The sequence below is a fragment of the Natrinema amylolyticum genome (assembly GCF_020515625.1).
Lineage (GTDB): Archaea > Halobacteriota > Halobacteria > Halobacteriales > Natrialbaceae > Natrinema > Natrinema amylolyticum.
The window spans coordinates 983,617-1,004,155 of record NZ_JAIWPJ010000002.1; the positions used below are offsets into that span (position 1 = coordinate 983,617).

24 protein-coding genes and 2 pseudogenes are annotated in these 20,539 nt (G+C 66.7%); 19 read left to right on the forward strand and 7 right to left on the reverse strand.

All coding sequences use genetic code 11. The features are described from left to right. Nucleotides 1–52: 52 nt before the first annotated feature. From LDH66_RS15035 to LDH66_RS15055, 5 genes and pseudogenes are all read left to right on the forward strand, one after another. Nucleotides 53–757, forward strand: coding sequence for an RNase P subunit p30 family protein (locus tag LDH66_RS15035; protein WP_226481882.1), 705 nt, complete (start codon nt 53–55; stop codon nt 755–757). Then, the gene (locus LDH66_RS15040; RefSeq protein ID WP_226481883.1) at nt 741–1,373 is read left to right on the forward strand and encodes a class I SAM-dependent methyltransferase; all 633 of its coding nucleotides are present in this window, start codon (nt 741–743) and stop codon (nt 1,371–1,373) included. Before LDH66_RS15035 ends, LDH66_RS15040 begins: the two co-directional genes overlap by 17 nt. Beyond that, nucleotides 1,370–1,855 carry an Rpp14/Pop5 family protein gene (locus LDH66_RS15045; protein ID WP_226481884.1) on the forward strand — a complete coding sequence of 162 codons (486 nt, stop codon included), beginning with the start codon at nt 1,370–1,372 and terminating at the stop codon, nt 1,853–1,855. The genes LDH66_RS15040 and LDH66_RS15045 overlap by 4 nt, the downstream gene beginning before the upstream one ends. 4 nt (nt 1,856–1,859) lie before the next feature. Then, nucleotides 1,860–2,402: pseudogene (gene psmA / locus LDH66_RS15050) on the forward strand (archaeal proteasome endopeptidase complex subunit alpha); the annotation flags it as partial. A 273-nt stretch (nt 2,403–2,675) separates the two neighbouring features. After that, nucleotides 2,676–3,401 carry a ribosome assembly factor SBDS gene (locus LDH66_RS15055; protein ID WP_226481886.1) on the forward strand — a complete coding sequence of 242 codons (726 nt, stop codon included), beginning with the start codon at nt 2,676–2,678 and terminating at the stop codon, nt 3,399–3,401. 35 nt (nt 3,402–3,436) lie between these two features. Here LDH66_RS15055 and LDH66_RS15060 read toward each other — a convergent pair whose 3' ends face one another. Beyond that, nucleotides 3,437–3,754: an FUN14 domain-containing protein gene (locus LDH66_RS15060; protein ID WP_226481887.1), complete on the reverse strand. Its 318-nt coding sequence runs from the start codon at nt 3,752–3,754 to the stop codon at nt 3,437–3,439. Between the two features lie 359 nt (nt 3,755–4,113). Between LDH66_RS15060 and hflX the strand changes: the two genes are divergently transcribed. The 5 genes and pseudogenes from hflX (at nt 4,114) to LDH66_RS15085 (ending at nt 8,882) form a co-directional block, all read left to right on the forward strand. Then, complete coding sequence (gene hflX / locus LDH66_RS15065) at nt 4,114–5,418, forward strand: GTPase HflX (RefSeq protein WP_226481888.1); 1,305 nt, start codon at nt 4,114–4,116, stop codon at nt 5,416–5,418. A 135-nt stretch (nt 5,419–5,553) separates the two neighbouring features. After that, nucleotides 5,554–6,711, forward strand: a complete 1,158-nt coding sequence (locus LDH66_RS15070; RefSeq protein WP_226481889.1) for a thiolase family protein — start codon at nt 5,554–5,556, stop codon at nt 6,709–6,711. Continuing rightward, the gene (locus LDH66_RS15075) at nt 6,708–7,067 is read left to right on the forward strand and encodes a nucleic acid-binding protein (protein WP_226481890.1); all 360 of its coding nucleotides are present in this window, start codon (nt 6,708–6,710) and stop codon (nt 7,065–7,067) included. The genes LDH66_RS15070 and LDH66_RS15075 overlap by 4 nt, the downstream gene beginning before the upstream one ends. A gap of 254 nt (nt 7,068–7,321) precedes the next feature. Further along, nucleotides 7,322–8,481 (forward strand): annotated as a pseudogene (locus tag LDH66_RS15080) (thiolase family protein). Next, nucleotides 8,478–8,882 carry a nucleic acid-binding protein gene (locus tag LDH66_RS15085; protein WP_226481891.1) on the forward strand — a complete coding sequence of 135 codons (405 nt, stop codon included), beginning with the start codon at nt 8,478–8,480 and terminating at the stop codon, nt 8,880–8,882. Before LDH66_RS15080 ends, LDH66_RS15085 begins: the two are co-directional and overlap by 4 nt. A gap of 34 nt (nt 8,883–8,916) precedes the next feature. Here LDH66_RS15085 and LDH66_RS15090 read toward each other — a convergent pair whose 3' ends face one another. Further along, nucleotides 8,917–9,711 (reverse strand): DUF7547 family protein, encoded by a 795-nt coding sequence (locus tag LDH66_RS15090; RefSeq protein WP_226481892.1) that lies wholly within the window; start codon nt 9,709–9,711, stop codon nt 8,917–8,919. 135 nt (nt 9,712–9,846) lie between these two features. On the opposite strand from LDH66_RS15090, the gene LDH66_RS15095 reads away from it, so the two are divergent. The 3 genes from LDH66_RS15095 (at nt 9,847) to LDH66_RS15105 (ending at nt 11,802) form a co-directional block, all read left to right on the forward strand. Then, nucleotides 9,847–10,506 (forward strand): DUF7504 family protein, encoded by a 660-nt coding sequence (locus tag LDH66_RS15095; RefSeq protein ID WP_226481893.1) that lies wholly within the window; start codon nt 9,847–9,849, stop codon nt 10,504–10,506. Nucleotides 10,507–10,582: 76 nt separating this feature from the next. Beyond that, nucleotides 10,583–11,335 carry a ribonuclease H-like domain-containing protein gene (locus tag LDH66_RS15100; RefSeq protein WP_226481894.1) on the forward strand — a complete coding sequence of 251 codons (753 nt, stop codon included), beginning with the start codon at nt 10,583–10,585 and terminating at the stop codon, nt 11,333–11,335. A gap of 71 nt (nt 11,336–11,406) precedes the next feature. Continuing rightward, complete coding sequence (locus LDH66_RS15105) at nt 11,407–11,802, forward strand: acyl-CoA thioesterase (protein ID WP_226481895.1); 396 nt, start codon at nt 11,407–11,409, stop codon at nt 11,800–11,802. Nucleotides 11,803–11,822: 20 nt separating this feature from the next. Here the strand turns inward: LDH66_RS15105 and ddfA are convergent, their stop codons facing one another. After that, nucleotides 11,823–12,116 carry a DdfA family disk-determining factor gene (gene ddfA, locus LDH66_RS15110; protein ID WP_226481896.1) on the reverse strand — a complete coding sequence of 98 codons (294 nt, stop codon included), beginning with the start codon at nt 12,114–12,116 and terminating at the stop codon, nt 11,823–11,825. Between the two features lie 248 nt (nt 12,117–12,364). Between ddfA and LDH66_RS15115 the strand changes: the two genes are divergently transcribed. After that, complete coding sequence (locus tag LDH66_RS15115) at nt 12,365–12,997, forward strand: DUF7998 family protein (RefSeq protein ID WP_226481897.1); 633 nt, start codon at nt 12,365–12,367, stop codon at nt 12,995–12,997. 7 nt (nt 12,998–13,004) lie between these two features. Further along, complete coding sequence (locus LDH66_RS15120) at nt 13,005–14,228, forward strand: hypothetical protein (RefSeq protein WP_226481898.1); 1,224 nt, start codon at nt 13,005–13,007, stop codon at nt 14,226–14,228. An 8-nt stretch (nt 14,229–14,236) separates the two neighbouring features. On the opposite strand, the gene LDH66_RS15125 is transcribed toward LDH66_RS15120, so the two are convergent. Next, nucleotides 14,237–15,499 (reverse strand): cation:proton antiporter, encoded by a 1,263-nt coding sequence (locus LDH66_RS15125; protein WP_226481899.1) that lies wholly within the window; start codon nt 15,497–15,499, stop codon nt 14,237–14,239. Nucleotides 15,500–15,593: 94 nt separating this feature from the next. Here LDH66_RS15125 and LDH66_RS15130 point away from each other — a divergent pair, with 94 nt between their 5' ends. After that, nucleotides 15,594–16,196 (forward strand): DUF8159 domain-containing protein, encoded by a 603-nt coding sequence (locus LDH66_RS15130; protein ID WP_226481900.1) that lies wholly within the window; start codon nt 15,594–15,596, stop codon nt 16,194–16,196. 36 nt (nt 16,197–16,232) lie between these two features. On the opposite strand, the gene LDH66_RS15135 is transcribed toward LDH66_RS15130, so the two are convergent. After that, nucleotides 16,233–17,612, reverse strand: coding sequence for a hypothetical protein (locus LDH66_RS15135; protein ID WP_226481901.1), 1,380 nt, complete (start codon nt 17,610–17,612; stop codon nt 16,233–16,235). Nucleotides 17,613–17,705: 93 nt separating this feature from the next. Between LDH66_RS15135 and LDH66_RS15140 the strand changes: the two genes are divergently transcribed. From LDH66_RS15140 to LDH66_RS22985, 3 genes are all read left to right on the forward strand, one after another. Continuing rightward, entirely contained in the window at nt 17,706–18,161 is a 456-nt protein-coding gene (locus tag LDH66_RS15140) for a ubiquitin family protein (RefSeq protein ID WP_226481902.1), read from the forward strand. 106 nt (nt 18,162–18,267) lie between these two features. After that, nucleotides 18,268–18,573, forward strand: a complete 306-nt coding sequence (locus LDH66_RS15145) for a CGCGG family putative rSAM-modified RiPP protein (protein WP_226481903.1) — start codon at nt 18,268–18,270, stop codon at nt 18,571–18,573. Nucleotides 18,574–18,672: 99 nt separating this feature from the next. Next, nucleotides 18,673–18,804, forward strand: coding sequence for a DUF7577 domain-containing protein (locus tag LDH66_RS22985; protein WP_255681992.1), 132 nt, complete (start codon nt 18,673–18,675; stop codon nt 18,802–18,804). Nucleotides 18,805–18,877: 73 nt separating this feature from the next. Here the strand turns inward: LDH66_RS22985 and LDH66_RS15150 are convergent, their stop codons facing one another. Further along, a complete protein-coding gene (locus LDH66_RS15150) occupies nt 18,878–20,095 on the reverse strand; it encodes a TIGR04347 family pseudo-SAM/SPASM protein (RefSeq protein ID WP_226481904.1) in 1,218 nt (405 codons plus the stop codon). Further along, nucleotides 20,092–20,463 (reverse strand): Htur_1727 family rSAM-partnered candidate RiPP, encoded by a 372-nt coding sequence (locus LDH66_RS15155; protein ID WP_226481905.1) that lies wholly within the window; start codon nt 20,461–20,463, stop codon nt 20,092–20,094. The genes LDH66_RS15150 and LDH66_RS15155 overlap by 4 nt, the downstream gene beginning before the upstream one ends. Between the last annotated feature and the right edge of the window lie 76 nt (nt 20,464–20,539).

Genomic DNA, 20,539 nt, shown 5'->3' on the forward strand with positions numbered 1-20,539 from the left:
CTACGGTTTCTATGGCGCAAACCCCAAGTCCTCGCCGTGCGACGGTTCGCGTATGTACGAGGCCGTCCACGCCCATCCCGACGGACAGAGCACGGTCGCCAGGTTCGCGAAGACGGCGGCCGACTACGGCTACGAGGGCGTGGTCGTGCGCAATCACGGCGACGCTCGAGCGGCGTACGATCCCGAAGCGATCCGCGAGGAGTACGGGATCGACGTCGTCGAGGGCGTCGAGATTCGGGCCGACGACCCGCAGCAGGCGAGCGGGTCGGTAGGGAACTATCGGACGTCGGAGACGATCGTCGGCATCCACGGCGGGACGAACGGGCTGAACCGCTTCGCCGTCGAACAGCCGAAGGTCGACGTGCTCGCACACCCGATGACCGATGGCGGCGACATCAATCACGTGCTGGCGAAAGCCGCCGTCGAGAACGGTGTTCGGATCGAATTCAATCTCTCCGGAGTCCTGCGAGAGAGCGGCGGCCACCGCGTCCGGGTCGTACAGTCGCTGCGAAAGCTTCAGGAGATCGTCGACCACTACGACGCGCCCTACGTCGTGAGCGCCGATCCGACCTCGCACCTCGAGCTGCGGGTACCCCGCGAACTGAAAGCCCTCGGCGAGCAGATCGGCTTCGCTCCCGAATTCATCGAGGACGGGCTCGCGGAGTGGGGCCGGCTGGCCGAGCGCAACCGCCACGTCGACTCCGAGTCGTTCATTGAGCCGGGGGTCGAACGTGGCAGGTATGAAGAAGAGTCTTGAGGAGCACGCCGCGCGGTTCGACGAGAAGGCCGGCGAGTACGACGACTCGAAGTCCAAGGAGTACCACGCCTGTGCGAACCTCGTCGTCGAGCACGCCGCTCCCGCGGCCGACGACGTCGTCCTCGATCTGGCGACCGGGACCGGCGCGATCGCGCTCGCGCTGGCCCCCGACGCGAAGCGGGTCGTGGGCCGCGACATCAGCGAGGAGATGATGGCCGAAGCCGAGGAGAAGGCCGACGACGAAGGCCTCGAGAACCTCGCGTTCGATCACGGGAGCTTTCGGGAACCGAACTACGACGGCCCGGTCGATATCGTCACCTCGAACTTCGCTCTGCACCACCTCTCGGACGAGGAAAAGCGCGAGGCGATCGCGGTCATCGCCGACCTGGAGCCGCGCAAATTCGTGCTCGGGGACGTGATGTTCTTCGGCGAGCCGGATCCGGACGCGCCCTTCTACTCGCCCGAGGTCGACGATCCGGCGACCGTCGGCGTGCTCGCGGACGCCTTCACAGACGCCGGCTTCTCGCTGACGGCCGTCGAGCGCGTCCACGATCAGGTGGGCGTACTGGTCGCCGAACGGAGCCCGACCGCGGTCGACGCAACGACCGACGAATGAAACACCTCCCGAAGCACCTCCGCCCGCGCTGGCGATACCTCGCGGTCGAACTCGAGACGTGGCCGGACGAGCGGATCGGTAGGCGATCGTTCCAGCGGGAACTGTGGTATGCGGGCCAGAACCTGCTGGGCGATCCGGGCAGCGCCGACGCCGATCTGTCGGTCGTCAGGTTCGAGTTCGCCGACGGAACCGGCGAAGCGATCGTTAAAGTCCGCCGCGGGGAGACCGAACCCGCTCGAGCGGCGCTGGCCTGTATCGATGGAATCGACGGCGCTCCCCTCGGGATTCGGGTCCGCGGTATCAGTGGCACGATCCGTGCCGCTGAAGAAAACTATTTAGGACGCGCCGGGCAAGATTCGGGAGAGAGAAACGTCGTGTTCGGGAACGAAGAGCGAGTCGCCGTCCTGCGGGACGGCGTTGGGGACGTGCGACTCGATGAGGCGTTCGTGGGCGCGACAGACCTCGATTACCATTTAGTGTGATACTATGCAGGGACAACAACAACAGCAGGCGTACGACCGCGGCATCACGATCTTCTCGCCCGACGGCCGACTCTACCAGGTCGAGTACGCTCGTGAGGCGGTCAAACGAGGCACGGCGAGTATCGGAGTCCGAACGAACGACGGCGTCGTCCTCGCGGTCGACAAACGAGTTCCCTCCCCGCTGCTCGAGGACTCGAGCGTCGAGAAGATTCACAAGGCCGACGACCACGTCGGTATCGCCAGCGCGGGCCACGTGGCCGACGCCCGCCAGCTGATCGACTTCGCACGCCGCCAGACGCAGGTCAACCAGCTGCGCTACGGCGAGCCCATTGGCGTCGAGACGCTGACCAAGGAAGTCACCGACCACATCCAGCAGTACACCCAGGTCGGCGGTGCCCGACCGTTCGGTGTCGCGCTGATCGTCGGCGGCATCGACAACGGCGAACCGCGCCTGTTCGAGACCGACCCCTCGGGGACCCCCTACGAGTGGAAGGCGCTGGCCGTCGGTTCCGACCGCGGCGAACTCCAGACCTACCTCGAGGAGAACGACCTCCTCGATACGGGCGAGAGCGAGGACGAGGACGCAGACGACGAACCTGCCGAGTAATCGAGACGCCACGTGCGGTTTCCGACGCCGTTTTCCGCAGTCACTGCGCGAGGAGCGCCCCGCTCGACGGTCGTGATCGGCGAGGGAGACGATCAGGGGCTCGATCGCATCGAGACGGCGACCGCACCGACCCGATACGGCCCGGTGCGTTTCGACCGCGATACCGGATCAGTTCGGGAAACACTCTTTTCATTGGCGGGGGAACCGTCAGGTATGATTTCGCTTGACGAGGCAGTGACGGCGCGACTCGAGTCCCACGGGGCGCGCTTCGAAGTGTTAGTCGACCCGGACGCGGCGCTCGAAATCAAACGCGACGAGTTCGAGGGGGATCTCGAAGACGTGATCGCCGCCGAGGACGTCTTCGAGGACGCCTCCCGCGGTGATCGGCCCGCCGAGGCCGACCTTGAGAAGGTCTTCGATACCACGGAGCCGCTGGAGATCATCCCCCAGGTGATCAAGCAGGGAGAGATCCAGATCACGGCCGATCAGCGCCGCGAGATGCAAGAACAGAAGCGAAAGCAGTTGATCGACACGATCACGCGCAACGCGGTCAACCCGCAGATGGACAACGCGCCCCATCCGCCCGAACGGATCGAGAACGCCTTAGAGGAGGCCGGCTTCACCGTCGATCCGATGGAGCCGGTTCAGGAGCAGGTCGACGACGCCTTAGACGCGCTGCGGCCGATCATCCCGATCCGGTTCGAGGAGGTCACCGTCGCCGTGCAGGTGCCGGCCGACCACGCCGGCAGCGCGCAGGCGAAGATCCGCCAGTTCGGCGATCTCGAGCGCGAGGAGTGGCAGGGCGACGGCTCGTGGATCGGCGTGCTCACGTTCCCGGCCGGCCTGCAAAACGAGTTCTACGACACCGTCAACGAACACACCAGCGGCAACGCGGAGACGGAGATCGTCAAAGACAAAGACGATCTTCGAACGCGATAAGGACGACGCGAGCCGAGTGTCCGTTCGACGCCGCGTTATCCGCGTCGAAAGCCGACCAGAAAGCCGCCGGTAAAGCCCGCGCCGATCGACAGCGTCGAGATCATCGACTGGAGCCAGTGAATGTCCGCCGCATCCCCCGCTCGTTCCTGTGTCTTCAGGATCCCGGCCGAGAGCCGGTTCCAGTCGACGATGATGATCCCCTGGGACTCGAGGTAGCGAAAGGCCATCAGTTGGACGCCGACGATGATCGCGAGGAGTTTCGCGATCTTCTTCGCTGCGAACCCGATGAGGCCGCCGATGACCGCGCCGCCCCCGAACTCGAGGCCGAGCGCCGTCGGATCGAGATCTAGCATTATGCACCTCAATTCGAGTCGGTTCCTATGACTGTTGTGGTCGGCTCCGTTCGAGGAGCGCGTGAGCGATCCGATCGAGGGACGATACCCTGCCGAGACGACATCGAGCCGATCTGCGAGCGAATCGAATGACCGCGGTGGGCGCGGGATTCAAGACGGTTCGTCGCGTACGGGCGGGTATGACTCACGTGCGTCCAACGGAGGTGTGCGACCGGCATCGTTAGCGTCTCCGGGTCCACGCGGCAGTGCCCGCACCGTCGACGCGGCCGGCGCGTGCGAGCGACGGATCGCAGGAGCGTCGAGCGACGGCGCTTGAGCGAGCACGACCGACCACGCCCGGCAGACACACAGCCACCCGTATGAACACGATCATCGCAAAACGCGTCGATTCCGGCACGGCCGACACGAGCGAGATTCGCGACCTGGCCCGCGCGGCGGGGTACACCGTCGTCGGCGAGGTCACGCAGTCCAGACGGGCCGACCCGGCCCTTCAGATCGGTGAGGGAAAAGCCGAGGAACTGGCCGCGCTCGTCGCGGAGACCGACGCGACGACCGTCGTCTTCGACAATCGGCTCGGCCCCTATCAGACGTACAACCTCGGACAACTTCTGCCCGACGGCGTCGAGGTCATCGACCGGTTCACGCTGATCCTCGAGATCTTCGGTCAGCGCGCCCAGACCCGGAAGGCCCAGCTCCAGGTCGAACTGGCCGAACTCCGATACGAACTACCCCGCGCAGAGGCGAAGACGAGCCTCGCCAAGCGGGAGGAACATCCGGGCTTCATGGGCCTCGGTGAGTACGACGAGAGCCGCGAACGGGACATCAAGGCCCAGATCAGCCGGATCAAGGACGAGCTCGAGCGGATCGAGCAGACCGAACAGCAACGCCGGGAGCGCCGTCGCGACTCCGGGTTCGATCTGGTCGCGCTCGCGGGCTACACCAACGCGGGCAAGTCGACCCTGTTGCGCCAGATCGCGACCGATCTCGAGGTCGAGGAAAACGAGGAGCTCCACCCCGATCTGGACCCGACGGCCGAGTCCCAGGACAAGCTGTTCACGACGCTGGGGACGACGACTCGACGCGCGGCGATCGATCGGCGGGACGTGCTGGTGACCGACACCGTCGGGTTCATCAGCGATCTGCCCCACTGGCTGGTCGAGTCGTTCAAGTCGACGCTGGACTCGGTCTACCGGGCCGACCTGGTCTTGCTCGTCGTCGACGTCAGCGAACCGATCGACGAGATCCACGAGAAGCTGGTCACCTCCCACGACACCCTCTACGAGCGCAACGAAGCGCCGATCGTGACCGTCCTGAACAAGGTCGATCAGGTGAGCGACGAGGAACTCGCGGAGAAACGCGAGGCGCTCTCGTCGCTCGCGCCGAACCCGGTCACCGTCAGCGCCAAGGAGGGACTCAACGTCGACGGCCTCCTCGAGCGGATCGATCACGAACTGCCGGACTGGGAGGAAGAGCGCCTTATGTTGCCGATGACCGACGACACGATGAGCGTCGTCTCGTGGCTCCACGACAACGCGAACGTCGACGACGTCACCTACGGCGACGAGGACGTCATCGTCTCCTTCGAGGCCCGACCCGCGGTCATCTCGCAGGCGCGCTCGCGAGCGAGCGAGTTGCGGACGACGGCAGCGGAATCGGCGTCGTAAGGATATCAATCGCCGGTTCGAGCTATTACTCGCGTTTTCGAGACACAGCACGTCGGTCCGATTCCGTCTCTCGCGGTGAGTCCGACCGCTGCCACGACCCTCACTTATAAATCAATACCTCGAGTCTGATAGGTTATGGAACGTGTTGCAATCATCGGAGCCTCAATGACCCAGTTCGGGCAACGGGAGGGGGAGTGGATACAGGACCTCCTCGCGGAGGCCGGCATCGAGTGTCTCGAGGACGCGGGTGTCGACGCGAGCGACGTCGAGCACCTGTACGTCTCGAACATGGCCAGCGGCGAGTTCGAAGGGCAGACGGGCGCTCCCAACGCGCTAGCTCACGACCTCGACGCGATGCCGGCGTACACGCAGCGCGTCGATCAGACGAGTTCCAGCGGCGGCGCGGGGATCTTCGCCGCCTGGCAGTCGGTCGCCAGCGGGGCCAGCGACATGACGCTGCTCGTCGGCGGTGAGAAGATGACCCACAGGACGACCGGGGAGGCCACCGACGTGATCGCGTCGCTGACCCACCCCGTCGAGTACAAGACCGGCGTCACCCTGCCGTCGTTCGCCGGCCTCACCGCGCGCCACTACTTAGAGCGGTTCGACGCGCCGCGCGAGAGCCTCGGCAAGGTCGCCGTCAAGAATCACAAGAACGGCGTCGACAATCCCCACGCCCAGTTCCAGAAGGAAGTCGATCTCGAGACGGTGCTGGAGTCGCCGATCGTGGCCGATCCGCTGCGGCTGTACGATTTCTGTCCGATCACGGACGGTTCGGCGGCGCTCATGCTCTGTCCGGAGTCGATGGCCGAGAACTACGCGGACGACTACGTCGTCATCTCGGGGATCGACGGCGCGACGGACACCCACGTCGTCCACGAGCGCGAGGACCCGACCGTGATGGGCGGCGTCGTCGAGAGCGGGAGGGGGGCCTACGAAATGAGCAATACCAAACCGGAGGATATCGACGTGGCCGAACTCCACGACATGTTCACGATCCTCGAGTTCCTGCAGATGGAGGGGCTGGGCTTCGCCGAGCAGGGCGAGGCCTGGAAACTCGTCGAGGACGGCTACACGGAGCGCGACGGCGAGTTACCGATCAACACCTCGGGCGGACTCAAATCGAAGGGGCATCCGCTCGGTGCGAGCGGTGTCGCTCAGGGCGTCGAGATCTACGAACAACTCGTGGGCGAGGCCGGCCCGCGGCAGGTCGACGCGGACGTGGGCCTGTGCTGTAACGTCGGCGGCTTCGGCAACTGCGTGATTACGACCATCATGGAGGCTGCACAATGACCATGGAAGCGACGCGCTACGACGACGGCTCGATCACCTACCCCGGCCATCCGCGCGGCCCCGGCGGTTCGGAGCCGGTCGAGACGATCGACCTCAGCGAGTACACCGCCGAAGTCGTGACCTGGACGACCAGTACCGCGACGCCGCCCGGCGTCCGCGAACCGAACCACCTCGCGATCGTCGAGTTCGAGATAGACGGTGAGTCCGTCCGCGCGATCGGTCAACTGACCACCGGCGACGTCGAAACCGGTGACGAAGTTCGGCCGGTCTACGTCGACGAACTCCGCGAACCCGGCGCAGGCATTCGGGAACCGGAGAGTCAAGCGTGGGACGGCTACCGGTTCGAGCCGGTGTAAGCCGTCGATGAGTTGAATGCGGGTTCCTCGAGTCCGGGGGAGGGTACAGGACCGCTGACCGCGAGAGATCCGGCTTCCGGCCATCGCTGACTACCGTTGCACACCTCTGATCGTCGCCGGCAGCCGCTTGTGCCACCTCTCGAGCCGTTTCTCACGGAGACCCGTAGTTCCGCACACCGAGTTCATTGAGTGGTTCTCGTCCGTAGTTTTAACCGACAACTCGTAGTCAGAAATCGGCAGAGGAATCACCAGATATGGAACGTGTCGCGATCATCGGTGCGTCGATGACTCAGTTCGGGCAACGGGAGGGCGAGTGGATTCAGGACCTCCTCGCGGAGGCCGGCATCGAGTGTCTCGAGGACGCGGGTGTCGACGCGAGCGACGTCGAGCACCTCTATGTCTCGAACATGACGAGCGGCGAGTTCGAAGGACAGACGGGCGTGATGAACGCGCTGGTACACGATATCGGTGCCATCCCGGCGTACAGCAGCGCGTCGACCAGACGAGTGCGAGCGGCGGTGCGGGGATCTACGCCGCTTGGCAGTCGATCGAAAGCGGGGCCAGCGACATGACCCTGCTCGTCGGCGGCGAGAAGATGACCCATCGGTCGACGCCCGAGACGACCGACATCATCGCCTCGGTGACGCATCCGGTCGAGTACAAAGCCGGCGTCACGCTGCCGTCGTTCGCCGGCCTCACCGCACGCCGCTATCTCGAGCGGTTCGACGCGCCGCGTGAGAGCCTCGGGAGGGTCGCGGTCAAGAATCACCAGAACGGCGTCGACAACCCGAACGCGCAGTTCCAGCGCGAGGTCGACCTCGAGACGATCCTCGAGTCGCCGATCGTGGCCGATCCGCTGCGGCTGTACGATTTCTGTCCGATCACGGACGGTTCGGCGGCCCTCCTGTTCTGCCCGGAATCCGTCGCGCGAGAGTACACCGACGACTACGCCGTCGTCTCGGGCATCGACGGGGCGACCGACACGCAGGTCGTCCACGAACGCGAGGACCCGACCGTGATGGGCGGCGTCGTCGAGAGCGGGAAGGGGGCCTACGAGATGAGCAATACCAAACCGGAGGATATCGACGTGGCCGAACTCCACGACATGTTCACGATTCTCGAGTTCCTGCAGATGGAGGGGCTGGGCTTCGCCGAGCAGGGCGAGGCCTGGAAACTCGTCGAGGAGGGGTACACCGAGCGAGACACTGGCCAGTTGCCGACCAACACCTCGGGCGGACTCAAATCGAAGGGGCATCCGCTCGGTGCGAGCGGTGTCGCTCAGGGCGTCGAGATCTACGAACAACTCGTGGGCGAGGCCGGCCCGCGACAGGTCGACGCGGACGCGGGCCTGTGCTGTAACGTCGGCGGCTTCGGCAACTGCGTGATCACGACCATCATGGAGACCGCACAATGACCATGGAAGCGACGCGATACGAGGACGGCTCCATCACCTACCCCGGACACCCGCGCGGGCCGGACGGATCGGAACCGGTCGAAACGATCGATCTCAGCGAGCACACCGCCGAAATCGTGACCTGGACGACCAGTACCGCGACGCCGCCCGGCGTCCGCGAACCCAACCACCTCGCGATCGTCGAGTTCGAGGTGACCGAGGCACGGGGAGCCTCGGAGAGCCGGACGGAGTCCGACGGTGAGGGCGAGTCGGTCCGAGCGATCGGCCAGTTGACCACCGGCGACGTCGAAACCGGCGACGAGGTCCGACCGGTCTCCGTCGACGAACTCCGCGAACCCGGCGCGGGCATCAGAGAGCCCGAGAGTCAGGCGTGGGACGGCTACCGGTTCGAGCCCGTCTGACACCCGACGGACCGACGCGCCTGCCACAGCGGAGTCAGGTTTCGTCGCTGTCGTCTTCCGTGCCGTCAGCCCCAGCGCCGCCGTCGGAGCCGCCTCCGTCCGATCCGTCGGTATCGCCCTCGCTCGAGTCGCCCGCCTTCGAGTCGTCCTCGCTCGAGTCGCCGTTCCCGTCGGCGTACTGGTCTCGCAGCGTCTCGAGTTCGGCGTCGACGTCGACGGCGGAGTCGCGGTCGGGGTCGTCGTCGGCGCGGTCCGTCTCCGTCCCGTCGTCGGTCAGCGGTCCGTCCTCGATATCGATCGTCACCCCGCTTTCGGACGCCGGTCGATCGAGGTCGGAATCGGTCGACTCGATTCGCGATTCACGCTCGGCGGCGTCCCGGAGGCGGCTGTCGACGTCGTCGCGCAGTTCCCGGGCTTCCGTGAGGAGGTCGCGGGCCTCCTCGTCGGCGGGGAGCCCGCCCTCGGAAGCGGCTCGCTGGAGTTCCGAGAGCACGGAGTCGAGTTGGGAGAGCGTCGTGCGGCGGAGTTCGCTCGCGCGCTCGCTCGTCGCTTCGGTGGCCGCAGACGTTCGGTCGCGAGCCTCTTGCCCGGTTCGAACGACTTTCAGGCTCCGCTGGAACGCCTCGAGCGCGCGGACGCTGGTCTCGAGGACGGCCAGGACGGCGGGGAGCGCGACTTCGTCAGTGAATCGCAGGAGTTCGCGCGGCGTCGGCGGGCGCAGCGGTGGCCGGCGACGCGAGCGCGGGCCCTCGAGTTCGTCTCGGAGCGCATCGATCGTCCGCGCGAGTTCGCGAACCGCGTCGGCGAGTTCGTCGTCGGAATCGGCCATATGCCACCTACGGGAGCCGATGTAAAAAACCGGCCGATCAGTGGGACCGGGGAGAATTTCCCTACCGTAGGACCCTTTTCGGATCCGTAGGAAGCCACAATTTTTATCTCGATACCCTCTGACTGATCGAACGGAATGGAAGACGAGCGAGGGGGAGCCGTGCCCGACCGTGCGACGTTCGCACGGACGCTCGGGACGCTCAAGCGGGAGGGGAGCAACGTTTTGCTCGTCGGTGCGGCGGCGAGTACACATGAGACGGTCTGTCAGCAACTGCTCGGCGCAGGGGAACGCGACTCTCGGTACCGACTGTTCGTTACGAACGCGGACGACCGCGTCGCGTGCGACCGAACGGCCGACGCCGAGACCGACCGAGTTCGGACGATCGATTACTCGCGGTCGGGACTCGAGACGGACGTGGACTCGGACGGCGAGAACGGGCGGCCGTCGCTGGGAACGCTCGGGATCGAAATCGTCGAGACCATCGACGAACTCGCCGACGCCGCCGACGAGTTCGACCCGTCGGAACTCCGCGTCTGCGTCGACTCGCTCGTCCCGCTGCTCCGGGAGTACGACACGGAAACGGTGTTCCGACTGTTGCATCTGACGACCTCGCGAGTCGATCAGGCTCGCGGCATGGGCCACTATCACCTGCCGCTCGCGTCCGACCACGACGCCGTCAATCTCCTCGAGCCGATGTTCGATGCGGTCGTCACGGTCCGCTCTCGGGACGGGACCGACGAACAACAGTGGCACCTCCGCGAGGAGGACGCGACCACCGACTGGCTCGAGCTGTAATCCGTCCCGGTCGAAACCGGCCACCGCCTCGCAACCGATCCAAGCGCTTTTACCCGCCCCGCGCCCTGCAACTGGTGTGCGAATCGAGAACAGTTTCATCCCCGTCCGCGGCGTCGGGGAGACGACCGAACGACGACTCTGGGAGAACGGGATCACCCACTGGGACGAGTTCGACGGCAGCGTCGTCGGGTCGACCCTGACCGATCGGATCGAGACGTTCATCGACGAGGGACGGACCCACTTAGAGCGCGGTGACGTTTCCGTCTTCGCGGAGGCGCTGCCAGCGTCGAGTCGCTGGCGGTGTTACGAGAACGTCAGCGACGAGACGTGTTTTCTGGACATCGAGACGACCGGACTCGACGCGTCATGTAACGACGTGACGACCGTCAGCCTCCACCGGGGCGGCGAGACGAAGACCTTCGTCAAGGACCGCGACCTCACGGCCGACCGCCTCGAGCGCGAGCTCGCCGACTCGGCGATGCTGGTCACGTTCAACGGCCAGCGCTTCGACGTGCCCTTCCTCGAGACGTGTTTCGACGTCGACGTCGACGTGCCCCACGTCGACCTCATGTATCCCTGCAAGAAGCTGGGACTGGACGGCGGCCTGAAAGCGATCGAGAAGGACCTCGGTATCGACCGGGACATGCCCGAAATCAGCGGTCGCGACGCGGTGCGCCTCTGGCACGAGTACGAATCCGGCGACGAGGGGGCCCTCGAGACGCTCGTCGAGTACAACCGGGCCGACACCCGGAACATGGAACCGCTGATGGAGATCGTCGCGGATCGCCTCCACGAGACCGTCTTCGAGGCGGCGACTGCCGACGACTGACCGACGCGGCGCTTCTCTCGGCGCCGACCGACGAGTAATAGCTATACGGCGGCCACTGCTGTACACGCCGTATGGGCGATTACAGCTACGAGACCGCCGTCGACGTCCGGCTCCGGGACATCGATTTCATGGGCCACGTCAACAATGCAACCTACGCCACGTACCTCGAGCAGGCCCGAGAAGACTACTTTCGAGACGTGCTCGACGTCTCGTTGACCGAGACGAACACCGTCCTCGTGAGCCTCGAACTCGAGTACGCGAGCCCGATCGAGGCCGACGACGCCGTCACCGTCGCGCTCCGCGTGCCGGAGCTCGGCGACTCGAGTCTCCCCATGGAGTACGAGATCCGCGCGAACGGTGAGCGTGCCGCGACGGCACGCACTGTTCAGGTCCTCACTGAGCCGAATTCTGGCTCCTCACAGCCGCTTCCGTCCGAGTGGCGGAAACGGATCGAGCGCGGCGAGTAGCCGGTCACCGGCGAACGATCTCACTCGAACGTCGACTCGGGATCGGACACCTCGACATCGCCGTCGCTCGTGACGGCGACCTGATAGCCACAGAAGGGGAATTCGACGCGGCCGGTCGGTCGCTCGCGGCCGTTCTCTCGGGTCGCGAAGAGCGCGTCCAGCGCTTCGGGATTGATGACATCGTAGAGCGCTTCGTATTCGGGGGGCTCGAGGTCGACGGGATCGACGCCTTCCCGCTCGGCGACGGCAGCAACGACGGCGAAACTGAGAGATTTCTCGGCTGTCGCGTCCGACCGATCGACTGAGAGTAGCATTGGCCGGATTCTTTCTTCGATCAGGTATAAATCCTCTGGCCCCAAGCCGAAGTTGGGCACCAGATGTGAACATAGATGACTATGCCTGATCATTGACGACCTAATTTGGCACAGAATAGTTACTACTTTTATTTCATTCATACCTTCTAAAACTCTTCAGGGAGTGACAGTCACGCCACAATCACCGATTGTCGGCGGAATCGCCGTGGAATTCACGAAAACTGGGAGCGATCGACGGAGGGCGTCACATGTTCGGGAAGACCTACTGGGCGATGCGGAACGTAGCCGGTATCACAATGAATCCCTTTTCGAGCGGGCGATCGACGGACGAGGCCGACGGCGAGGGGAGCTTCGACGATCCGGGATCGTTCGTCCCCGATCACATTCCCGAGCCGGGGGACTTCCTCGAGGGCCACGACGTCCTCGAGGGTGAGGCCCACGTCGCGTTCCACGACGTGACTCGGGAACTGTTCGAGGAGCGCGGCGTCTACGACGCCACCTTCGGCTACAACCTGGCGCGGCTCAACCTCGACCGACGACATCCCGAGGCGGGCTACCGGTACGCGGTCGACGCCGACGACTCGACCGTCCTCCGGGCGGAGTTCAGCCCCACGACGGAGTTCTGTCCGCAGGCCGACGCGCTCGTCAAGGGCTCGTTCCGCGCCTGGAACGGCCTGAGCGATCGCCACGAGTACGACCTCGTGCGCGTCCGCATCCGTCCGTCCCACCACCAGTCCGAGTCGCTCAACGAAACGCTCGAGTCCCTCGAGGCGCAGTATCGAGAGTCCGGCGAGGTCCCGAGCGAGTCGGTCGGGGGCGGACCGGGGAGGGGAGCGCGGGGACGCGAGGGAGACGACACGACCGTCCAGTCGCCGTTCTGATCGCGCGATGGCGACCGGGACCGGGAACGCGACCGCCACCGTCACGCGATGGTCGCGCGCGTTCGTCGCGGTCGGCATCGGCTTCTTCGTCGCGTGGCAGGTCGCCGTCGCCGCGGGCGCGGGGAGAGCCGCGACCGTCCCGCTCGGCGTGTTCGGATTCGTCTTCCACGTCGTCTTCGGGAAGGCCTACACCCTCGTGCCGTCGTACTTCGCGCGCGAACTCGCGGTTCCGCGCGCGCCGGCGATTCATCTCCCGTTCGCCTCGCTCGGCGCGATCGGTGCGTTCGCGGCCGGGGCCGGAATCGGCTCCTCGACCGTCGCACTCGCGGGCGCGGCTAGCTGGCTCGTCGGCGGCCTCGTCTTCATCGGAACGCTGTTCTGGACCGTTCGCGACAACCCGACGGGACGCGAGACCGGGACCGGCGAGACCGATGCCCATCGCAGGCGAGCCGACCGGGTCGCGAACGCCGCCGTCCCCGTCGTGCTCGCGTACCTGCTCGTCGGTTCGGCGCTACCGCTGGCGGCCGCACTCGGCCTCGAGCCGGCCGCATTCCCGGCGAACGGGCCGGCGACGACTCACCTACTCGCCGCCGGCACGGTCGCGCTGCTCGTGTTCGCGGTCGGATTCCGGCTGTTGCCCCGACTGCTGGTCGCCTCGGTGAACCCGCTGCTGGTCTCGCTGGTCGTGGCCGCCGGCATCGCCGGTCCCGCACTGCTCGCGGTCGACTTCCGCGGCGGGACGCTGTTTCGCATCGGTGCCGCGCTCCAGGCGACCGCGCTCGTCAGCTTCGCCGTCGCCGTTCTCGACCTGTCTCGGCAGAGCGAGCGCCGACGCGTCGGCGGCCGAGCCGTCATCGCCGCCGCCGGCTGCGGCGCGCTGGTCGCCGTTCTGGGTCTGCTCTTCGCCTTCGCACCCGCCGCGACGCTGCCGGCGACCGCGTTCGACGCCCACTACCGGCTCGCCGTCGGCGGCTTCCTCGGGCTGATGATCGTCGGCGTCACCTACCGCTTCTATCCGCCCGCAGTCGCGTCCGCCCGCGGGATCGGCGACCGAACCGCGAGCGCGTCGGTCGCGGCACTCGTCGCCGGTCTGGGTCTCGAGGTCGCGGGCCTGCTCGCGTCGGTCCCGCCGCTGGTCGGACCGGGTCGCTGGCTCTCGGCGCTGGGTGCGGCCCTCTACGCCGCCGTTCTCTGGACGGTCTTCCTCGAGCGCGCCGACTGGACGGGGTGAGCCGCCCGCTACTCCGCCCGCGCCTCGAGCCAGCGGACCGCCGGGGTGGCGGTGACCCCGTGGACGACGATCGAGATGAGGACGACCGCGCCGACGACGGCCCACAACACGTCGGCGTCGGGGAACGCGGCCTCGTTCAGCCCGTGTGCGAGGTAGTAGAACGAGCCGATCCCCCGCACGCCGAAGAAGGCGATCGTCGCCCGTTCGGCGGGGTCGCGATCGAACCCGAGAAACCCCACCAGCCCGGCGACTGGGCGAACGAGGAAGACGATCGCGACCGCCGCCGCGATCGCTTCGAGGGTCAGCGGCTGGAGGAGTCCCCCGACGATCGCGCCGCCGAAGAAGAGCATGATGAAGGCCATCATCACCTGCTCGGCGAACTCGCTGACCTCGTGGAGCGATCGGTTGTAATCGTGGGATCGCTCGTAGTGGCGGACCGTCAGCGCGGCGACGAAGACCGCGATGAAGCCGTAGCCGCTCGCGAGTTCGGTCGCCCCGTAGACGAACAGGGTGCCGGCGATCGCCTCGAGTCCCTGGACCGACTCCGCGACGGGGGTGTCGGGTTCCGTGGCGAAGACGAGCCGCGCGGTCAGATAGCCGAGGACGACGCCGAATAGCACGCCGACGACGATCCGGTAGCCGACATCGACGAGGAGCCACTCGCCGACCCAGTTTCCGGGCGCGATTCCGACGAGGGCGATCGCGATCGCCATGTTCGTGAACGGAAAGGCGAGCCCGTCGTTCAGTCCGGCCTCGGAGGTGAGCGCGAACCGGACCTCGTCTTCGCCGCCGGCCGCCTCCTCGAGCCCTTCTTCTTCGCTGCCCATCCCCGGCCCGCCGACCTGGACCTCCGACGCTAGCACCGGGTCGGTCGGCGCGATACACGCGCCCAGCAGGACCGCGGTCGGAATCACGAGGCCGAGCCACCGGCCGAGCAGCGCCGCGCCGGCGATCGACAGCGGCATCGTGATCGCGAGCAATCGCCAGGTCGACGCCCACGCGCGCAGCCCGGGGAAGCGGTCGATCTTCAGCCCGACGCCCATCAGCGCGATGATGACGCCCAGTTCCGCGAGGTGCTCCGTCGTCGTCCCCTGCTCCAAGGGATCCGGCGCGGGGAGCCCGATCGGCAGCCCGAAGACGAGCATGCCGAAGGCGACGAAGAAGATCGGCAGCGAGATTGCGCGGTCGGAGACGAACCGCGGGAGGACGGCGACGCCGAACAGTCCGATACCGATCACGACCAGGCCGACGTTGTACAGCTCGAGGGCCATCTGGGCGATACTCCCTACGAGAAACCGATCCTTGATCCCCGTGCCGGCGTTTGCAGAACGAATTCATTTGCCCTGAGGCGGCGTGGCCACGGGTATGGATCGGAACGCGCCGGGGGGCGAGAGCGAGCGGCCGACGCGGCGGCGGTTCCTGCAGGCGGGGGCAGTCGCCGCGATCGCCTCCCTTGCCGGCTGTATCGAGGAGATGGGAACGGAGTTCCCCCAGAACACGGAGTGGCCGGTCTCGGAGTACGTCCCCGACCTCCCCGTCGAGGAGCGAAGCGCGATCCTCGAGGAGCGGATTCCGGAACTCGCGAGCGCCGATATCACTGACCTCGAGGGGCTCGCGTCGACGCTCGAGGAGTACGACATGGTCGTCGAGTCGGTCGAACGCGAGCGGGACGTGCTGACGCTCGAGTACGTCAACACCGATCGATACGACGAGGGAAACGTTCACGACGTCGCCCTGATCGCGGGCGGCTACGCGTCGCTGGTCGAAACGGGCTACGATGCCGTCGCGCTGGGGGCGACGATCCTCGACGACGCGCCCGCCTCGTACGGCTCGGCGACGGTCGAGACGCCCCACGCGGAGGAGTACAACGCGGGCGAACTGACGGCCGCCGAGTACGGCGAACTGGTCGTCTCGACGATCGAATCACAGCGGTACGAACCTGGAGTCGACGTCTCGCCCGATGAATAGGCTCGAGCCGTTCTCCAACGGATCGTCTCCGTTCGGTCACCGATCGGGCGACGCGTCCACGTCGGGCTCCCCGCCCGCTGCAGGGGCGTCCTCACTCGACTCGAACGCGCTCGCGAGGACGCCGGCGATCCCGTCGGGTCCGTGACGGTGGATCGTCAGCAACATGTTCGCGACGAACAGCCCGACGCCGACCGTCGCGAGCAGGTCGCTCGCGGTGGTCGCGACGGCCGGGAGCCCGACCAGCGGCGCCGCGGCGAGGCCGCCGAATCCGACGAGCAGCAGCCAGAAGTCCGCGCGCTCGAGGCGGTCGTCGTAGAGGTCGTCGATCATCGGCACCTGCTCGAAGCCGAGGCGATCGCTGTAGCGCTCGATCCAGATGATGAAGGGAACGATGTGGTACAGCGAGCCGACGACGACGAACCCGAAGACGCCGAACAGCAGGAGATTCCGGGCGTCGGGGTGACCGAAGAGCGACTCGGGCGCGAGCGGGTCGGTCCACCACGTCGGCGCGGTGAGGGTGATCCACCCGACCAGCGCCGCTACGACGACCCAGTAGCGAGCGAGCATCGGAGAGCGCTCGACCGTCGCGCCCGCCAGCAATCGGGCGACGACGACCGCGAACGCGGCGAGTCCGACGAGGAGCGCGATCCCCCCGGCTCGAGCGAGCACCTCGATAGTGAGCCCGCGTCCGACCGCGAGGGCCGCGAGCCCGACCGGGAAGCACAGTTGCTCGAGGGCGAGCAGGCGATCGCTAAGCCGATCGGGCTCCGCCTGCGTGAACATCTTCGTCAGTTGGAACAGCGCACCGACGACCGTCGCGAGCAGCGCGCCGAACAGCGCCAGCGTCGCGTGAGAGCGGTGAATCTCGACGCGGCTCACCGCGACCGAATCGAACACCGGTGTGGTGAAATCGACGGCCAGCAGCAGGCCGAGGGGCGCGACTAAGCCGAAACACGCGAGCGCGAGCGCGAAGTGTCGCTCCGTGAAATCGAACGGGCGCGCACGGACGAGCGTGCGCCCGACGTTGTAGACGAACGTCCAGATCCCCGCGAGCATGAGCGCGCCGGCGACCGGGAGCCAGGCGAACGCGCCCGCGAGCAGCGCCGCTCCGAACCCGGCCAGTCCGATCGTGACGAGCCACAGTTGGGCGATCGCCAGCCGTCGAGAGCGGATCGACACGCCGGACCAGACGGGGACGAACTGGGTCATCGCGCCCATGATCGTCACCGCGACCCAGCCCACGAGCAGGACGTGGAGGTGTGCCAGCCCGGCGAGTCCGGGCAGCGTCGCGACGGCCAGGACGGTTCCACCACCGATACCGACCGCGAGGAATCCCAGCGCGAGCAGGAAGTGTCGCAGCGGGATCACCATCGGCGGTTGCTGGTCGGTCCGTAACCCGCCCGGTATTCCGTTCATGGTTGCGGGTTCGACCCGTACGGTCGTCCCCTTCATCCCGAACACGTTCGGAAGATAGCGTTTGCCGGTTCGCGTCGTATCACCGAGTGATCCATGAGGCCCGACCAAGCGACGACCACCGCCGACGACCGCTCGACCGCGACCGGCCCGGACCAGTATTCCGCCGCGACGAGCGACCGAGAGACCGAGACGACGACCGTGACCGTCCGCTGTACCGGGCACGTCCGCACCGAAATCGGGAGCTACGAACTCGAGTTCACCTTCGAGGGCGATCGACTCCGGGACTTCCTCGAGGCCTTCTTCGAGGAGTACGATCTCGAGGACATGCTCATCGCCGAGACCGAAGCGGACGCGACCCACAGCGGCTGGGCACCGGTCCCCGACGACCTGCCCGGCACCTGGCGCAAGAATCCGGAGGGCGAGCAGACCCGGCCGTACGCGCGCGTCTGCGTCAACGGCCGGTTCAACGAACACCTCGGCGGGTTCGAGACGGAACTCACCGACGGTGATCGCGTCGCGCTGATCTATCCGTTCATGTTCTGCTGCTGACCGCCCCGCCGCCCGTCGCCGGTGGTCCCCAGTGGTAGCCCCGATGACCGCGGGGCCGAACGAGTTCGGCTCAGGTCTTAGGCCCGTCGCGGTCCGAGTGACGACTATGACCGAAGACGTCTCCGGCGTCGACCCCGTCACGCGCAGCGAGCACGACGCGTCGTGGTCGGCGAACCTCGAGGGCCCCGAGCACGCGATGGATCGGGACCTGATCGTCGAGCAGTCGAAAGACGCGGTCGCGGAGACCGCCGCCGGCTACCACGTCAACCTCGTCACGCACGGCGACCACGGCCATCCCGAGACGTATCTCTGGGACGAACTCGAGGCGACGTTCGACGATATTCGGCTCGAGTACGTCGATCGGTGCGGCTGTGGCGGACACGTGACTCGGGTCCACGTGGGCGGCGACTGAGCGCGGCGACCGCACGTACCGGACGAATCGAACGACGGCGCTCGATCCCTTGCAATCGTCAGGCTGGGGGCTATCTGACCCAGGTCGTTAGCACCGACGATGAGTTCCCGAACGCAGACGTTCGACGAACCGGTCACCTGCCGCGTGTGTGGCACGGAGAACGAACACAGCTACACCTACTGCCGTCACTGTCTCGGACAGCTTCCCGCGAGACCCGACTCCCGTCGCTGAGCGAGTCGCCTGGTCGAAGGGCGATCCGATCGAATCTCCGGTATCGTCGGTGACCGCGGTCAGACACCACGAATCAGTCCGCGGCACCGCCGACGATCGGTCCATTTCCCTCGCCGCTCACCTCGTCGTCGCGGAGGTAACACTGCGGATCGGGCGCGAACAGGTCGCCCGTCGTCGCCAGCGCCCGCAGCCGCGAGCCGCCGCGACAGATCGACTGATACTGACAGTCCGCGCACTTGCCGTTCAGGTGCTCCTTGCGGTTTCGGAGCGCCGCGAGCAGCGGGTTCGACTCGTCCTCCCAGATCTCTCCGAAGGGGCGGTCGCGAACGTTGCCGAGGCTGTACCCCTGCCAGAACTGGGTGAGGTGGACGTTGCCCTGATAATCGACGTCCGCGATCCGCTCGCCCGTCGGGTCGCCGCCGTTTCGCTCGAGGTGCTCGTAGACCGCCCGCGCCTTCGCCTCGCCGAAGGTCTCCCGGGCGTACTCCACGAGGAAGGCGGCGTCGGCGTAGTTGCCGACCAGCAGGGTCTCGATCTCCTCGCCGCGGTCGTGATACTCGAGCGTGAGGTCGGCGACTTGCTCGATCGCCTCGCGTTTCTCTCGGGGAGAGAGGTCGGCGTCGACGATTTCGGCTCCCCGGCCGCCGTAATCGAGGTGGTAGAAACAGAACCGGTCGAGGCCCTTCTCGACGAGCAGGTCGACGACCCCCTCGAGGTCGGGCGCGTTGGCCTCGGTGATCGTGTACCGCAGGCCGGTCTTGAGCCCGGCCTCGAGACAGTTCTCGATGCCGCGGACGGCGGCGTCGAACGCGCCCTCCTCGCCGCGGAACCGGTCGTTGCGTTCGGGGAGGCCGTCGACGGAGATGCCGGCGTACCGGAGTCCGGCGTCCCGGAGCGCATCGGCCTTCTCATGGGTGAGCAGGGTACCGTTCGAGGACAGCACGGGCCGGAGCCCGCGATCCGCCGCGTAGGAGACCAGTTCGACCAGATCGTCGCGGACGAGCGGCTCGCCGCCGGAGAAGAGGATAACGGGCGCGCCGAACGCCGCGAGCTGATCGAGGAACGACTTCGCCTCGGCCGTCGTGAACTCGCCGGTCGCGGCCTCGGTCTCGGCACCGGCGTAGCAGTGCGAACAGTAGAGGTTACACCGGCGAGTCGTGTTCCAGACGACCACGGGTCGTCGCTGTTTCTCCTCGGTGATCTGTGGCTTTTCGGAGTCGTCCGCCGCGTCGTAGCGCAGACCGTCGCCCTCTGCGTCGAGGTCGCAGAGCAGCTTACTGATCGAGATCACAGGCTGTTCACCTCCGAAGCGCCCGCGGTCTCCTTGTAGACGCGCGGCTCGTCGCTCTCGTCGTCACTGTCGGCATCGTCGGCATCGTCGTCGCCAGCGCTCTCGTCTGGCCGTTCCTCCGCCGTCTCCGCGAGTCCGCGCGTCGAGTACCGCTCGACCGCGTCGGCCGGACAGAGCCAGACGTCGGCGGCGTACCAGCCGAACAGCCGGGACGCGTGTTCGTGCGCTTCGCTCCCGCTCGCGGCGGCGACGCTCCCGACGTGGCGCATCGGATCTCCCTCCTCGTTCCGGACGAAGACCTCCCACTGCCGAGTCGGATTTCCTCGCTCGTCGCTCTCGACCGCCGACCGGCGCGCTTTCTCGACCATATCGACACCTTCGAGACGATACCGAAGGTCGTTGTGCGACCTCCCAATGCGCGGGAATACTTTCTCGAGAAATCGA